Raw genomic sequence first — 16,492 nt, forward strand, 5'->3', positions numbered from 1 at the left:
CCGGAGCATCGGCGGCCGGAAACACAGTCGGCCACGTTGGAGCCTTTCAGGCAATACCTGGAACAACGATGGCAGGAAGGTCAGCACAATGGAGCGCAGCTATGGGAGGAGATCAAGCAGATGGGCTTCAGAGGTGGCAGGGCGACGGTTTACAGATGCGCAATAGCAGGACAGGGTCGAGCCCGGCGTAGATTTCCTGCAGATGGGAGCGGACTACATCTGACGTGCGAGCGTCGGCAACCAGACGCTGATGCGGCGTGGCTGGCGGACTATACGTCTTGCGCACACGAGCGCCGTCGCGCTGCTTCGCGATTAACTTGAACGATGGCTGAAAGAAGTTCACGAACAGCCGCGCTGATCGGTAGAGCTTCGCTAGCAGCGCGGCGGCCTCCAGCCCCTCGAACCGACGATATCCGACCATCCTGCGCACCACGGCGCCATTCTTCTGCTCGACAAAGGCCTGGTCGTTCTTGCGGTAGGGGCGGCAGCGCGTGAAGACGATGTTGGCGGCGTCACAATAGGCCTTCAGCGTCTCGTTCATGAAGACGGTGTCGTTGTCCGTATCCAGGCCGAGAAGCGCGAAGGGCAGTTGCTTGCGCAATTCTGTGAGGACACTGCTCAACAGCGTCTGTTCGCGAACCAGCAGCGGCGCACATTCCGTCCAGCCATTCGCGATGTCGGTGAGCACAAGGGTTTGGATGAAGCTGCCGCGAGCCGAAGGGCCGCAATGGGCGACGAGATCCGCCTCAACGAAGCCTGGCGCCGGATCGTCCCAATCCGCCGACGTCCTAACTATAGATTAGGGAGTAGCTGTGGCCAGCAGCTCGGCCACAAGGTTCTTGACGTGAAATCGCCTACCGCTATGCACCTTGTTATGCTCCCACAAAGTAGCCGGCTGTAGACCGCATGACAATGCACTCTACCCGAAAGATCACCTCGCTACCTCCGGCTATCGTGGTAAGAGCTCAAACATCACGGATCACCGGAAGCGAGCGCTGATCGGCTCATTTGATTGGACAACCTGATGCGTCGCGGTAGGAGAATATCGGGCACGCCTATTTTTCTTTCATGCTCTTATGGAAGGCGTCGATCAACGGCTTCGCGATATATTGCGCGAAGGTTCGCTCGCCGGTGGAAATGATCACATCAACCGGCATGCCGGCGACCATACGTTCCTTGATCTCTGGGGGCACGTTCTTATCGTCCACACGCACAATAGCTTGGTAATATGGCTCTCTGCTTTTGCCACTCTCCGGCTGAACGACGTCCTTGCCGAGAACGGAAACCTTACCGTAGATCGCTGGCGTCGTCTTGGCTGAGAACGCAGAGAAGCGCACTTCCACATCAGAATCAGCGCCGACATTGTCGATGTCGATCGGCCGGATTTGTGCATCGACGACCAGATCGTCATCAATCGGCACGATGTCGAGAAGTGGTTCAGCCGGGCGCACGACACCATTTGTGGTGTGGATGCGGATACTCTGGACCATGCCCCGCACGGGGGCGATCACGGTGGTTCTGGACAGTACGTCCCCTGCAACGCGGAGGCGCTCGCGTACTTCGTCGATCTGATCGCGCACTTCCTTATGCTCCTCGATGGCTCTGTCGGAAAACTCCTGCTTGACCTGGACGATCTGCAGCTCGGTTTCACCGATCGTTTCACGGATCTTGGTGAGTTCGGTCTCGGCCTCACCACGCACGCGAGACATTTCCAGCATGTTGCGCGTCATCTGTGATAGCCGATTGACGGGCACCACACCGATCTTTTGGCCGTTGCTCAACCGCCCGATTTCCTCACTCATCGAAGCTATTTGCATGTCGCTGGCGTCAATCTGCTTGGCGAACCCTTCGGCCTCCTTGTTGAACTGATGGATACGCGAACTCAAAATGGCCACCTTGCCGTTGCGCGTTTTGATGTGCGATTCTAGGATGTTGCGTTGAAGCGTCATAGCCACTTTGGCTTCAGGCAGCGGGCTCGTCAGAAGGCTTTCGGGAAAATCAATGTTGCTATCGCCCTTAGCTTCCGTAATCAGGCGCGCCTCCGCTGTCTGAAGATACAGAAGCTTGGTGCTCAAAACCCTGTAGTTGCCCGCGGCCTGGGTAGGGGCTAGCTTCACCAGCACATCGCCCGGATTAACGATATCTCCTTCCTTGACAACGATTTCCGAGATGATGCCGCCTTCCAGATGCTGTATTGTCTTGCGATTACCCTCGATCGAAACCACGCCAGGCGCAACGATCCCGCTGGCGAGTGGCGCGGTTGCCGCCCAGGTTCCCAAGGTACCGCAGCCGAATAGAATTGTAACATATCCGCCCACAACATAGGAACGCGGCGAGAATCTGTTGCTTTGGGCATGCTCTTTAGTCTTAATCATCGGGTTGTCTCAAGCGCTCTTGAAAGGCAAAGAAATATTATAAGACCCAAGGCATGAAGACGAACACGCTCCACGCTCGCCTTCGCTTAATCGGCCGAATGGATGGCCGTGACGGCTGATTTGGGCTGGAGAATGTCGCGCGTTGCGCCGTAGCCTTGCATGCGACCTTGGGCAAGCACTAGCGTCTTGCCCGACATAGCGATCAGGCTCATCTTGTGGCTAACGAAGAGAACGCTTTTGCCCATGGTCTTCAGCGCCAGAACGACTTGGTTGAGCGCTTCTTCGCCTTCATCATCGAGGTTAGCATTCGGCTCATCCAGCACGATTACCGAGGGATTTCCGTAGACAGCACGCGCCAGTCCGACGCGCTGGCGCTGACCGCCCGAAAGCTGCCGCCCCCCAACACCGATTTGGGTGTCGTAGCCGTCAGGCAGGTTCTGGATTAACTGGTGCACACGGGCAAGCTTTGCAGCCTCGATGATGGCTTCCGGCTTCGCGGCCTCCTGAAAACGGGAGATGTTTTCAGCGATTGTGCCGGAGAACAGCTCAACGTTCTGCGGCAGATACCCAAAATGTTGGCCAAGCGCGTCAGTTTCCCAATGCTGGAGCTCGGAACCGTCCAAGCGAACAGTGCCGGCGGCCGGCGACCAAATGCCGACAAGAGCACGCGCTAGGCTGGATTTGCCTGCACCGCTCGGACCGACGATGGCCACCGCCTCACCAGGATTGACTCGGAAGGTAACGCTATGAACCAACGGCGCCTTGGTCCCGGGAGCCGCAACGGCCAGTTGTTCCACGCTCAGCGTGCCGCTAGGAGTCGGCAAAGAAAGCTTTCTTTGTTCTTCCGGCACTTCTAGAAAGATCTTGCTCAAACGACCATAGGCTTGACGGGCGCTAACGAACTGCTTCCATTGGCCGACGACCTGATCGACCGGCTGCAGGGCGCGACCCATCATGATAGATGCGGCGATTATAGAGCCAGGCGAAATCGCAGCTTCCAGCGCAAGATAGGCTCCGGCACCCAGGATGATGGTTTGCAGACCCATGCGCACGAACCTGGAGATGGACAGCAACGCGGCGGATCGATCGCTGGCAAGGGCCTGGCTTTCAATCACCTTCCGGTGCAGGGCATTCCACCGTCCGCACAGGCTGTCTTCCATACCGAGCGCGCGCACAACTTCGACGTTCATGAGAGTAGAGTTGGAGAAGTGGATTGCACCCTGTCCGGCAATCGTTGCTCTGAACAATTCCTTCTTGGTCATGAATTCATTAGCGATCGCCAGAGTGAAGACTATAACGGCGCCCCCGGTCGCAATAAATCCGATCAACGGATGAAAAAAGAAACACACGGCTAGGAAGATCGGCATCCACGGGAGGTCGCAAAGCGCAACCAGTCCGTAACCGGTCAGGAACTCTCGCAGGCGATCGATATCCATAAGGGCGAATTCGGACCGGCCCTGAGGATGCCTGAGGGTAGAGGTGATGACACGGCTGAAGACGCCTGTGGCGATCATCTCATCAAAGCGCATACCAGCCCGCATCAGCACCCGGGAACGAATCCATTCGAGCAGGTTACAAAGTGCAAGCATCGTCAGCGCAATCAAAGTCAGCATCATTAACGTCATTTCGTTACGGCTGTGAAGTACTCGATCGTAAACCTGCAGCATGTAAAGGGGACTGACGAACATCAGAACGTTGATCACGATGCTAAAGCTCATGGTCGCAACAATGATCGTTCGGTACGTGGCTAAAGCCTGTCTGAACGGGTTTGCTTTCATAGAGACATCCTCCCCCCGCTTCAACGCTCGCCCCATACTCACGGATTCACGATGCTTACACGAGGACCGATCACCTTGTGCTGCATCGATGACCATACGCAGCGACTTAAACTCGGCCACTGGCCACCAGGCGCCGACCGCATTCGCTCGCCGCTCATCGCGAGGGGCAAAGCTCCGCTTAAAAAACTCTGTGCGTATCGCGCATAGCCTCACCCGCGCAAACGCGCGTAGCTGGCCGCCGACGTTCGACCGAAAAAGATAATCGTCCGCGGCTGCTGCGGCCATGCAATCGAAATAACAACAGCTGAGCGGAGCTTGAACTACCGACGAGCGACCAGCCTAAGTCTTCGACCGCGGTCAGTTGCACGCGCCGGTGTCTTTCACCTGCCGCCCACTCAAGCAGAGGCCGCAGAAGGAAGCGTACCGTGCCGGGGTGGGCACGGCACGGCTTCCGATCACTACGAATCAGGTGAAGATGAAATTGTCCCGAGAAAAGAACTGTTCGGACGTGTCCTCCACGTTTGACAGCTGGGCAAACGGGTGGGCATGGTCTTCTGAGTCAACATAGGCTAGTATAACAGAGCCGTATTGATCATCGTTGTACACAATGATATCGCCTGGCTTCTCATTGTTTACGGAGGCAGCAGCCTCGCTGCTATCGCCAAAGCTTTGATCAGTGAGCACCAAGACATGCTCCCCGTTTGCGTCGGCGGCTCGCCCTTGGAAGAAGGTGTCAGCTGCGCCACCCAGGCCGCCGGTGGAGTGGTTGACGAAGTTGCCATCGGCACTCATGCTGCCGAGAAGATCCTTGGCGTCGAACACAAACTTGTCTTGCCGCGCATCGAAATCCGCGATTTGGACAGGCTGCACACTCCCCTCGGTCTTCGGGTCATGATACCGGAAAAGAAAGCGGTCCTTGCCGGCGCCACCTGTCATCAGATCGTGCCCGTCACCAGCCACAAGATAATCGTCTCCTGGGCCGCCATCGAGAACGTCATTGCCCGCCACGACTTTATCGCGTGGTACATTGACTGTTGAGTCGCTAAAGAGGGTATCATCGCCCTCCTGTCCGAACAGCAGGTCACTGCCTCCACTGCCGATTACGATATCGTCGCCGGCGCCCGCGTAGACGGTGTCGTTGCCATCGCGGGCGTCGATGGACTCACTTTCGGGCGTGCCGATCATTTTTTCACTTTGGTCGGTACCGGAAATCCAGATCATTTACAATTCTCCTTAGGTGAACGAAAACCCCGGTACTCTATACTCCGGTCGGACAGCCAGGAAAAATTCGTTTGTTTAATGGAGCCATCCAGATAATGGATGTCACTGCCCTCTCCGCGGGTCGCCGCGACCCCGGAGTCAATTCGACCGCACCGACGCGTTGCGACCTTCGAGTACATCGATCACCACGCGCCTTGCCAAGTCCACTTGGAAGCAATCCGCGACTGTCTCCATCGTTACTGTCGAGGGATCGACCGGGCAGACGAGGCCGCTTTGCGCAGCTGTTATTGGCCCGATGCAACTGACAATCACGGAAGTTACTCCGGCTCTGCCGGGGGGTTCATTCAGCTTGCGCTTAGTGTCTTCAAAACCCAGCCGCGCAACATCCACCAGCTTGCCAACATAATGATCGAGTTCCTGGGACCGGCAGAGGCCGCCGTCGAGAGTTATTTCACCGCGCTGCAGCGCGGACCCGACGAGGCAGGCGAGATGAGGCAGATGCTCCTCTGCGGACGCTACTGTGATCTGTTTCAGAAAAGGGAAGGGGAGTGGCGCATCTCCGAACGCACCGTGGTCTATGATTGGGTCGAAGAGCAGAGGCCCCCGACGTCCGCGGAAGCTGAGCGGTTCGGTCCCCGCCAGCCGATTGGGGCACCGCACCCGAATGATCCCGTCTACGAACTTTTGAAGCGGCACGCTCCTCTGAAAACTTATCCAAAGATCCGGGTTGGCGGTGGAGAAGAAGAATAATGATGCGATTTGGCTACCCTCCTTTTCCCCCCGCCACCACCTGTCCAGTGAAGACACGCCTGGACCATTGCCAGGTTCAGCCGGGGCGTGTCATCATCGGGACAGGTATCAAGCGACATCGGAATGAGTCCCCTTGGCGTCATATAAAACTGGCCCCCTGTTGCAGAGCACGGTGCAGTTCTGGCGGATTACCTCCCGACCCAACGCGATCGCGAGGTGAGACTTGCCAACGCCCGGTGGCCCCAGCAACAGTACTGCGTCGCCATGAGCGACCCACCGGCCGGTTGCGAGTTCGCGGATCTGATGCGGGTCAATGCTGGGCTGAGCATCGAAGTCGAACCCGTCGAGCTCGCGGGCATGCGGGAAGTGCGCAATCTTCATCGCCATCTCGATCCGGCGTTCATCGCGCCGGGCAATCTCTCGTGAGACCAGGAACGCCAGAGCTTCGCGCAAGGTCATCTTCGAGCGGGCCGCCTCGTCCAGGAACGTGTCGAGTTGATCGCGGAGCCGTCAGCTTTAGCCGATCGAGTGTCGCAATGAGTAAATCGTGATCGACGGACGTCATCACCAGCCACCTCCAACAACAGCCTCGTATTCCGCAAGTCGTCGCAGCAAGGCGGCTGGTGCCAGCTCAACTGAAGCGGTGCGAACCAGTCCTTCGCTACCTGCGACGCCAACAAAGTGATCCCGGCCGACGATCCGTTGTCGCCGTCCTTGGCAGAGAGGATGATCGGCCACAACCTGGCCAGCGTGACGGATAATTACACGGCCAGCCAGTACAACGACTTGGACGCTCTCGCCGATGAGACGCCAGGGTACGGAATAGCTGTTTGTGTCGAGATCGATGGCGCAGTCCGCCTGCACCTTGCGCACGAGGTCGCGGAGTTGTCCAAACGGTGCGCGGCCGGATAGCGGCCGAAGGGCTTCGGCACTTCTGGGGAAAATTCACGCGGCATTGACAGTGCCGTGTTCTCGTCGGTCTGCGACCTCTCTTATCCATCGGTCAAGGTGCGCCTCGAACGAAGCCCAGTTCTCAAACCGGCGACCAGCGATAGCATTCTTCTTGACGTACCCGACCCCGCGCTCGTCCTTCCCCTTCTTTCAAGTCCAGGACTGCAGTTCGTGCGCATGGACAAGCGCGCATAGAGTTTGACAGCCGCTGGGCGCGGCTCATTGCGTCGTGGCATTGCAACCTCCTTTGGTTTGACTGCCTCATGATGCTACGAGAGGACGAGGCGGACCATCCTACCGCCCCGAATACAGCAACCCAAAACCGCCGGAGCGAACTCAAAACTGGATAAAACTTGGGGCAAGGTCAGACGCTATACGACAATGCTGGTTACAATTGTCGGTTCGGCGACAAGGACTTGCTTTGCGACGCGGGCGGTCTCTTTTCGGCATAAGTAACTGATAACGTCGAACAATGGCACTCTATTCGGTCTACGCGCCGAATTGGCACGGGTCTTGTAACTACTTGCGCAGCCGGCAAAAGCTGCCGGCGACATTCATGTTGCGGGCAACCGCGATGGTTCGAACAAACGAAGGAAAGCAACATGGCAGGTCTGCGTCAAATCGCATTTTACGGTAAGGGTGGTATCGGCAAGTCCACCACTTCGCAAAATACGCTCGCCGCCCTTGTCGACCTCGGGCAGAAGATCCTCATCGTGGGCTGCGACCCCAAGGCTGACTCCACCCGCCTCATCCTGAACTCGAAGGCGCAGGACACGGTACTGCATCTCGCGGCAAAGGAGGGTTCGGTGGAAGACCTCGAGGTGGAGGACGTGCTGAAGGTCGGTTACAAAGGCATCAAATGCGTGGAGTCTGGCGGCCCAGAGCCGGGCGTCGGTTGCGCCGGGCGCGGCGTAATCACGTCGATCAACTTCCTGGAAGAGAATGGCGCCTACGATGATGTCGACTACGTCTCCTACGACGTGCTCGGCGACGTGGTATGCGGCGGCTTCGCGATGCCGATCCGCGAAAATAAGGCCCAGGAAATCTACATCGTAATGTCCGGCGAAATGATGGCACTGTACGCCGCCAACAACATCGCCAAGGGAATTCTGAAATACGCCCACTCGGGCGGCGTGCGGCTCGGCGGGTTGATTTGCAATGAGCGACAGACAGACCGCGAACTCGATCTCGCCGAGGCACTGGCGGCCAAGCTCAATTCCAAGCTCATTCACTTCGTGCCACGCGACAACATCGTCCAGCACGCCGAGCTCAGGAAGATGACGGTTATCCAGTATGCACCGGACTCCAAGCAGGCGGCGGAATATCGGGCGCTGGCTGAAAAGATCCATGCCAATTCGGGTCAAGGCACCATCCCGACGCCGATCACCATGGAGGAGTTGGAGGACATGCTGCTCGACTTCGGCATCATGAAGACCGACGAGCAGATGCTTGCAGAACTCCAGGCTAAAGAAGCGTCGGTAGCAGCTGCCCAGTGACTGCCTCGCAGACGATGTCGGAACTTTACCCGGCGCAACATTCCACCAACGGTGCCTCTTCTTCGAGGCATCACCTGAATCTCGAAAAGGGGGCAGGCGAATGAGCCTCGACTACGAGAATGACAGTGCTCTCCATGAGGAGCTTATCACGCAAGTGCTGTCGCAATACCCACACAAAGCGGCGAAGCGTCGTCAAAAGCACCTCAGTGTCGCAACGGACAGAGAGGAGGTCGGCGAGGAAGGCCTGACCATTTCCGAATGTGACGTAAAGTCGAACATCAAGTCCATTCCAGGCGTAATGACGATCCGCGGCTGCGCCTATGCTGGCTCGAAAGGCGTGGTCTGGGGCCCGGTCAAGGATATGGTCCATGTCTCGCACGGGCCGGTCGGTTGCGGTCAATATTCCTGGTCGCAGCGCCGCAACTACTATGTCGGCACGACAGGCGTCGACACATTCGTAACAATGCAGTTCACCTCCGACTTTCAGGAAAAGGACATCGTCTTCGGTGGCGACAAAAAGCTGGAAAAGATCATCGACGAGATTGAGGAACTGTTTCCACTGAACAAGGGCCTCACCATACAGTCTGAATGTCCGATTGGCCTCATCGGTGACGACATCGAGGCGGTGTCGCGCAAGAAGGCCAAGGAGTATGAAAAAACAATCGTGCCGGTACGCTGCGAAGGCTTCCGCGGCGTCTCGCAATCGCTCGGCCACCACATCGCCAATGATGCCATACGTGACTGGGTCTTCGGCAAGGCCGAAGTCGAATTCGAAACTGGCGCCTACGACGTCAACGTGGTCGGGGACTACAACATCGGCGGCGACGCCTGGGCCTCGCGCATCCTGCTTGAGGAGATAGGTCTGCGCGTAGTCGGCAACTGGTCGGGTGATGCCACGCTCGCGGAAGTGGAACGTGCCCCGAAGGCCAAGCTCAACCTCATCCACTGCTACCGATCGATGAATTACATCTGCCGGCACATGGAGGAAAAATACGGCATCCCCTGGATGGAATACAATTTCTTCGGCCCATCCCAGATCGAAGCCTCTCTGCGCAAGATAGCCAAGCATTTCGGCCCTGCAATTGAAGAAAGGGCCGAGAGGGTCATCGCCAAGTACCAGCCCTTGGTCGACGATGTAGTCGATAAGTATTGGCCGCGCCTCCAGGGCAAGAGAGTGATGCTTTATGTGGGTGGGTTACGCCCCCGTCACGTCGTCACAGCCTATGAAGACCTCGGCATGCAGATCGTCGGCACCGGGTACGAATTCGCCCACAACGACGACTATCAGCGCACCGGCCATTACGTGAAGAAAGGCACGCTGATCTATGACGACGCAACCAGTTACGAACTGGACAAGTTCATCGAGAGGATTCGTCCCGATCTTGTTGGCTCCGGCATCAAGGAAAAGTACCCGGTGCAGAAGATGGGCATACCATTCCGCCAGATGCACTCATGGGATTATTCCGGCCCATACCACGGCTATGACGGCTTCGCCATCTTCGCCCGCGACATGGATCTGGCCATCAACAATCCGGTCTGGGACCTCTACGACGCGCCTTGGAAGAAAGTGAGAGCGCCTGCGGCAGCGGTTGCAGCCGAATAGAAGCGTGGTCTTCCGCGGACAGGAGCCCGCGGGAGATCCGACGTCTCAAAAGTTTTCCTGTGCCGCCGTTTGACGAGGCCAGATGAAAAAGGGTGACCAATATGCCGCAATCGGCCGAAAAGATTCTTGACCATGCTCCCCTGTTCCGCGAGCCGGAATACAGGCAGATGCTAGCGGAGAAGAAGCTTAATTTCGAATGTCCTCACTCCGATCAGATCGTCACTGATCAAGGTGAATACACCAAGACCTGGGAATATCGCGAAAAGAATCTTGCCCGCGAAGCGCTCGTGGTGAACCCAGCCAAAGCCTGCCAGCCGCTGGGCGCGGTATTCGCCGCCGCGGGATTCGAGCGGACCATGTCCTTTGTACATGGCAGCCAGGGATGCGTTGCTTATTACCGTTCGCACCTGTCGCGGCATTTCAAGGAGCCCTCATCGGCAGTCTCATCCTCCATGACCGAGGACGCGGCAGTGTTCGGCGGCCTGAAGAACATGGTCGATGGGCTCGCCAATACTTACGCGCTCTACGACCCGAAGATGATTGCCGTCTCTACCACCTGTATGGCGGAAGTCATTGGTGACGATCTGCATGGTTTCATTGAGAATGCCAAGGACGAAGGCTCGGTCCCCCTCGAATTCGACGTGCCATTCGCTCATACGCCTGCCTTCGTCGGCAGCCACGTCGACGGCTATGACGCCATGGTCAAAGGCATCCTAGAGCACTTCTGGAAAGGCAAGGAGCGTACGAAAGCGGCAGGCACGATTAACATCATCCCGGGTTTCGACGGCTTTTGCGTCGGGAACAATCGCGAGCTGAAGCGCCTGCTCAACCTTATGGACGTGTCCTACACCTTCATCCAGGATGCCTCCGATCAGTTCGATACGCCGTCGGATGGCGAATTCCGCATGTACGACGGCGGCACGAGGATCAAGGACGTGAGGGCCGCACTCAATGCCGAGGCGACGCTGTCGCTGCAGCACTACAATACGCGAAAGACGCTCGAGTATTGCCGCGAGGTCGAACAGGCTACCGCCTCCTTCCACTATCCGCTCGGGGTCGAGGCAACCGACGAGTTCCTGATGAAGGTGTCGGAGATTTCCGGTAAGGAAATTCCCGAGACAATACGCCTGGAACGCGGCCGGCTGATCGACGCCATGGCGGACAGCCAATCCTGGCTGCACGGTAAGAAATACGCAATCTACGGTGACCCTGACTTCGTCTACGCCGTGGCCCGATTCATCATGGAGACCGGCGGCGAACCGATCCACTGCCTCGCCACCAACGGCACGTCCGCCTGGGAAGCCGAGATGAAGGAGCTCCTTGCATCTTCTCCCTTCGGTAAGGATGCCCAAGTTTGGCCTGGAAAGGATCTGTGGGCAATGCGATCGCTACTCTTCACCGAGCCTGTAGACCTGCTAATCGGCAATTCCTATGGCAAGTATCTCGAGCGCGATACCGGCACACCACTCGTCCGGCTGATGTTTCCGATCTTCGATAGGCACCACCACCATCGGTTTCCCCTCATGGGCTACCAGGGCGGGCTGCGCGTCCTAACCACGATCCTCGACAAGATCTTCGACAAACTTGATCGCGAGTCGATGCAGATTGGTGTGACGGATTATTCTTATGACCTCACTCGCTGAATGCCGCTGCCGGCAAAGATCGGCCCGCTCGTAAAATGTTGGAGGTCAACGAAATGTCCTCGCTCAGTGCCAAAATTCAGGATATCTTTGTCGAACCTGCCTGCGAGAAAAATGGCAGGAAGGATGCCGGCGCCCGCAAGAAGGGCTGTTCGAAACCGCTGACCCCCGGTGCGACAGCCGGCGGCTGCGCTTTCGATGGCGCCAAGGTAGTGCTGCAGCCGATCACCGACGTCGCGCATCTAGTTCATGGACCGCTCGCCTGCGAAGGCAATTCCTGGGACAACCGAGGTACGGCGTCGTCCGGTCCCACGCTGTGGCGCACCAGCTTCACCACTGATCTAACCGAACTCGACATCATCATGGGGCAGAGCGAGCGGAGGCTGTTCCACGCGCTGCGCCAGATCAAGGAAGCGTACGCGCCGCCTGCGATCTTTGTCTATGCAACCTGCGTGACCGAACTCATCGGTGACGACATCCGGGCCGTCTGTAAGCGCGCGGCGGAAAAGTTCGGCTTACCGGTGGTGCCGATCAATGCGCCGGGCTTCGTTGGTTCAAAGAACCTAGGCAACAAGCTCGCCGGCGAGGCTTTGCTCGATCACGTCATCGGCACGGTGGAGCCTGATGACGTCGGCCCTTACGACATCAATATCCTTGGAGAGTTCAATCTGTCTGGCGAGTTCTGGTTGGTGAAGCCACTCTTGGACCGGCTTGGCGTCCGTATTCGTGCCTGCATCCCCGGCGACGCGCGCTACCGAGATGTTGCCTGCTCTCACCGCGCACGCGCAGCCATGTTGGTGTGCTCGACGGCACTCATCAACCTTGCCCGGAAAATGGAAGAGCGTTGGCAGATCCCCTTTTTCGAGGGGTCCTTCTACGGCATCACCGCCACCTCGGAAGCTCTCCGGCGGATTGCGGAGCTGCTCGTAAAGAGAGGTGCCGATGCACAGATCCTCGATCGCACCGACACACTCATTGCAGAGGAGGAAGCGATTGCGTGGAAAAGGCTAGAGGCATACCGCCCGCGGCTCGAAGGCAAGCGGGTGCTCATCAACAGCGGCGGCGTGAAGTCCTGGTCGCTTGTGCATGCGTTGATGGAGATCGGCATGGAGATCGTTGGCACCTCAGTCAAGAAATCGACGGTCGAAGATAAGGAGCGCATCAAGCAGGTGCTGAACGACGAGCACCACATGTTCGAGTCGATGGCGCCCCGAGAGCTGTACACCATGCTCTCAGAGCACAAGGCCGACATCATGCTGTCAGGCGGGCGCACCCAGTTCATCGCGTTGAAGGCAAAGACACCTTGGCTTGATATTAACCAGGAACGCCACCATCCCTATGCCGGCTATGACGGCATGGTGGAACTCGTACGCCAGATCGACCTCGCCATTCACAACCCTATCTGGTCCGAAGTGCGGGAGCCGGCACCATGGGAAGTCGATCCTGCTGCGGAGGAACGACCGAGCACGTACACGCACACAGAGACTGCGAGTGTCGCGCCCTTCGCTGAGTGTTGAGGAAAGCCAATGGTCCACGTCTATCCCCAAACCAAATCAGCAACGGTCAATCCGCTCAAGTCCTCCCAGCCGCTGGGCGCCGCGCTAGCCTTTCTCGGCGTGGAGGGTGCGGTTCCGCTGTTCCACGGCAGCCAAGGCTGCACCAGCTTCGCGTTGGTTCTATGCGTTCGCCATTTCAAGGAAACGGTTCCTCTGCAGACTACGGCGATGGACGAATTGGCAACAGTCGTGGGCGGGGCAGGCCATCTGGAAGAGGCGATTCTCAATTTGAAGGAACGCGCGAACCCGCGGCTGATCGGGATCTGCACGACGGCCCTAGCGGAAACCCGTTCTGAAGATTTCGCAAGGCAAATCGCCAACATCGAAACGATGCGCGCGGAGGAACTTGGCGCGGAAATAGTGCTGGCAAACACGCCGGATTTCGATGGCGCCCTCGAGGAGGGATGGGCCAAGGCCGTCGCCGCAATGATCGAGCGGATTACCCGGCCCGGCCAGCAGGCGCCTCGCTCAAAACGGGCAAGAGTGATCGAGAGGAGTACAAAGCCTCGCGAGCAGCCGTGGAAGCGGAAGAAAGTCGCGATCTTGCCCGGCTGGCATCTCACTGTCGCTGATATCGAGCATTTGCGCGAGATGGTGGAAAGTTTCGGGCTCAAGCCGGTGATCCTTCCGGACGTTTCGGGCTCGCTTGACGGAACGGTGCCCGACCGCTGGATGCCTGTCACCTATGGCGGCACCAGCGTTGAGGACATCCAGGAGTTGGGCACGGCGGTGCAATGCATCGGAGTCGGAGAGCATATGCGGCGCCCAGCTGAACTGCTGCAGAAGCTGACGGGTGTGCCTTACATCCTATTCCAGTCGCTAACGGGATTGAAGAACGTCGACCGGTTCGTCTCGCTTCTTTCCGAAATTTCCGGCGTGTCGGCGCCGGCGAAAATCCACCGTTGCCGCTCACAGCTGCAGGACGCGATGCTCGACGGACACTTCCATTTCGCCGGCAAGAAGATCGCGATCGCCGCCGAGCCGGACCAGCTTTACCAGTTCGCCACCTTCTTCACCGGGCTTGGCGCCGAGATGGTGGCGGCCGTTACCACTACCGGTGCGTCAGAAATTCTTGAGAAAGTGCCGGCCGAATCGATCCAGATCGGCGATCTCGGCGATTTCGAAGATCTAGCCGGCGGCGCTGATCTTCTCGTCACCCATTCGCACGGACGCCAGGCGGCGGAGCGCCTCGGCATTCCTCTCCTGCGCGTCGGCTTCCCGGCATTTGACCGTCTCGGCAGCCAGCACAAGCTCACGATTCTGTATCGGGGCACGCGCGATCTGATTTTCGAGGCGGCAAACATCTTCCAGGCCAACCAACACACGCCGTCGCCCGAGATAGTTGATGCACTGCGGAAGCGGAGAAATGCCGGATGAATTCCGTTCGTCGCCTCTCGCTCGTCGCTGACGAGATTCACCCGCGGCATCCCGGCGCATTGCGCATCGCGATTGCGACGCAGGATATGAAAGCGCTTAATGCCCATTTCGGATCGGCCAAGCACTTTGCAATCTACGACGTGATGCGCGACGGCTGGGATTTCGTGGAAGCAGTGAGCTTCGATGACGTGTCCGACGAGACGGGGAAGCATCGGATCGAGGGCGATGACCGGATCACACCGAAGGTAAACGCGTTGAGAGGCTGTCACCTCCTCTTTTGTGTGGCTATCGGCGGACCTTCCGCAGCCAAGGTCGTATCGGCGAAAATCCATCCGATAAAGGTGGGGCACCCCGAACCTATTCAAGACGTACTTTCGCGAACCCAGAAAATGCTTAAGACGGCTCCTCCGCCGTGGCTGCGCAAGGCGCTGGCGCAAGCAGGCATCGCCGAAAAGAAATCTTTCGAGGACGAGGACTGATGTCATGAAAAAAGTGTCGGCCGCTGGGGGCACGCCTGCTGTCAACGAGCACGAGGCGGCCCTTGCCACCCCTTTCGTCAGATGCCTCACGCGGCTGATCCGCGCTCAGGATGCCTATGGGCGGCAGGACGGCGCGTCGGACGTGGAGCTGCTGGCCAACTACATCGTCACCGAAGAGCAGCGCCGTCAAATCCCGATCATCGGCGATCCCGATCCGGACATGATGTTGAGGCTCAATATCTTTTACACCGCCGTCGGGCTTACAATCGAAGCGCGCACCGGTTTGGCGGCGTCGCCGGCTATGATGATCAGCCATGAGGGCTTTGGACGAGTGCTTCTCACGACCGGGCGGCTGGTCGTATTTTCGAAAACAGTGCGCGACGTCCACCGATTTGGCTTCGCGACGCTTCCTAAGCTCGCCGAGGCCGGTGCAAAGCTAGTGGACGATGCGATCGCCGCCATCGAAGCCTATCCCGAAGTGGCGCGGGCCTGACGGTCGATTCGGCAATAATGAATCGTCGACCCTCACGCCCCTCGAGGGCCGACGTGGGCAGCGGGGCTGATCTCCCCATTACTCCCGGTCCCGCTGCCCTCACTGCACCGAACCTGAGGCGCCAACACATGCCTAGGTGCTGTGATGCCCCACCGATGACCAGCAGATCGCCCGGATAAGCTAGGAGCTCAACAACAACATTGGACGGCACCGGGTTTGGACGGGTGAGGTCATGTCAGATTTTGGAAAGTTTTCTGTGCTGTGCGCATGAGGGCATAACGTTGGTTTCCCGCAAACCAACGTTAGGGGGCCTCAAATTACGAACACCTAACGCAATGCGCGTTGAACTTTCGTTTGGGTGGATTCTGGAATCAGGCAGGCGGCCTCTCCAGACAGGAGCGGTCATTCACGACCGTTCCACGTCAACTGCATCCTAGGCTCAGCAAGACCTACGAACTGTTCACGGCGAGCGTTTTTTCAACGAGCGGTTTCCACCCTCACCGCCCTCCAAGTCTTTACGCGGCGAATTTACGCCCAGGTTTTGGTTGCAGTCGGCGGCTGCACGCGTTTCGCGGGGCGGGCGAGTATACGATAGGGCTGCGATGCGCGCCCTGCCTTAGCCTCCTTCAAAAGACGGAATATCGCCGAAAGATCAAGACCGAACTCGTAAATCGGAAGATGAAGTTGGTTGCGAAAGCATTGTTATCGGCACCGACCTGCCGGCGAGGAGCAATGTGTAGCGATCCAAACAGTCGCATCGACAGTTTGTCGGT

General features: G+C 58.0%; 11 protein-coding genes and 3 pseudogenes. 8 read left to right on the forward strand and 6 right to left on the reverse strand.

Annotated features, from left to right (window positions below):
• Nucleotides 1-157: 157 nt before the first annotated feature.
• The 4 genes and pseudogenes from ATB98_RS22710 to ATB98_RS22725 all read right to left on the reverse strand — a co-directional run.
• Nucleotides 158-793: pseudogene (locus ATB98_RS22710) on the reverse strand (ISNCY family transposase); the annotation flags it as partial.
• A 262-nt stretch (nucleotides 794-1,055) separates the two neighbouring features.
• Nucleotides 1,056-2,375 carry an HlyD family type I secretion periplasmic adaptor subunit gene (locus ATB98_RS22715; protein ID WP_066877746.1) on the reverse strand — a complete coding sequence of 440 codons (1,320 nt, stop codon included), beginning with the start codon at nucleotides 2,373-2,375 and terminating at the stop codon, nucleotides 1,056-1,058.
• Nucleotides 2,376-2,461: 86 nt separating this feature from the next.
• Complete coding sequence (locus ATB98_RS22720) at nucleotides 2,462-4,153, reverse strand: type I secretion system permease/ATPase (protein WP_066877890.1); 1,692 nt, start codon at nucleotides 4,151-4,153, stop codon at nucleotides 2,462-2,464.
• 465 nt (nucleotides 4,154-4,618) lie between these two features.
• Nucleotides 4,619-5,374: a calcium-binding protein gene (locus ATB98_RS22725; protein ID WP_084435715.1), complete on the reverse strand. Its 756-nt coding sequence runs from the start codon at nucleotides 5,372-5,374 to the stop codon at nucleotides 4,619-4,621.
• Between the two features lie 99 nt (nucleotides 5,375-5,473).
• Between ATB98_RS22725 and ATB98_RS22730 the strand changes: the two genes are divergently transcribed.
• Nucleotides 5,474-6,124 (forward strand): nuclear transport factor 2 family protein, encoded by a 651-nt coding sequence (locus ATB98_RS22730; protein WP_084435717.1) that lies wholly within the window; start codon nucleotides 5,474-5,476, stop codon nucleotides 6,122-6,124.
• Between the two features lie 168 nt (nucleotides 6,125-6,292).
• Here the strand turns inward: ATB98_RS22730 and ATB98_RS22735 are convergent.
• Both ATB98_RS22735 and ATB98_RS28225 read right to left on the reverse strand, forming a co-directional pair.
• Nucleotides 6,293-6,689: pseudogene (locus ATB98_RS22735) on the reverse strand (ATP-binding protein); the annotation flags it as partial.
• A pseudogene (locus ATB98_RS28225) lies at nucleotides 6,689-7,222 on the reverse strand (Mu transposase domain-containing protein); the annotation flags it as partial. The pseudogenes ATB98_RS28225 and ATB98_RS22735, both read right to left, overlap by 1 nt.
• 455 nt (nucleotides 7,223-7,677) lie before the next feature.
• On the opposite strand from ATB98_RS28225, the gene nifH reads away from it, so the two are divergent.
• From nifH to ATB98_RS22775, 7 genes are all read left to right on the forward strand, one after another.
• Entirely contained in the window at nucleotides 7,678-8,571 is an 894-nt protein-coding gene (nifH, locus tag ATB98_RS22745) for a nitrogenase iron protein (RefSeq protein WP_066877752.1), read from the forward strand.
• A gap of 100 nt (nucleotides 8,572-8,671) precedes the next feature.
• The gene (gene nifD / locus ATB98_RS22750; RefSeq protein ID WP_066877754.1) at nucleotides 8,672-10,174 is read left to right on the forward strand and encodes a nitrogenase molybdenum-iron protein alpha chain; all 1,503 of its coding nucleotides are present in this window, start codon (nucleotides 8,672-8,674) and stop codon (nucleotides 10,172-10,174) included.
• Nucleotides 10,175-10,275: 101 nt separating this feature from the next.
• Entirely contained in the window at nucleotides 10,276-11,817 is a 1,542-nt protein-coding gene (nifK, locus tag ATB98_RS22755; RefSeq protein ID WP_066877755.1) for a nitrogenase molybdenum-iron protein subunit beta, read from the forward strand.
• Nucleotides 11,818-11,870: 53 nt separating this feature from the next.
• Nucleotides 11,871-13,331 carry a nitrogenase iron-molybdenum cofactor biosynthesis protein NifE gene (nifE, locus tag ATB98_RS22760; RefSeq protein ID WP_066877896.1) on the forward strand — a complete coding sequence of 487 codons (1,461 nt, stop codon included), beginning with the start codon at nucleotides 11,871-11,873 and terminating at the stop codon, nucleotides 13,329-13,331.
• A gap of 9 nt (nucleotides 13,332-13,340) precedes the next feature.
• A complete protein-coding gene (gene nifN / locus ATB98_RS22765; protein WP_066877756.1) occupies nucleotides 13,341-14,747 on the forward strand; it encodes a nitrogenase iron-molybdenum cofactor biosynthesis protein NifN in 1,407 nt (468 codons plus the stop codon).
• A complete protein-coding gene (nifX, locus tag ATB98_RS22770) occupies nucleotides 14,744-15,226 on the forward strand; it encodes a nitrogen fixation protein NifX (RefSeq protein ID WP_066877757.1) in 483 nt (160 codons plus the stop codon). The genes nifN and nifX overlap by 4 nt, the downstream gene beginning before the upstream one ends.
• A 4-nt stretch (nucleotides 15,227-15,230) precedes the next feature.
• Nucleotides 15,231-15,719: a NifX-associated nitrogen fixation protein gene (locus tag ATB98_RS22775; protein ID WP_066877759.1), complete on the forward strand. Its 489-nt coding sequence runs from the start codon at nucleotides 15,231-15,233 to the stop codon at nucleotides 15,717-15,719.
• Nucleotides 15,720-16,492: the final 773 nt, after the last annotated feature.

Source organism: Sinorhizobium saheli, from assembly GCF_001651875.1.
GTDB lineage: Bacteria > Pseudomonadota > Alphaproteobacteria > Rhizobiales > Rhizobiaceae > Sinorhizobium > Sinorhizobium saheli.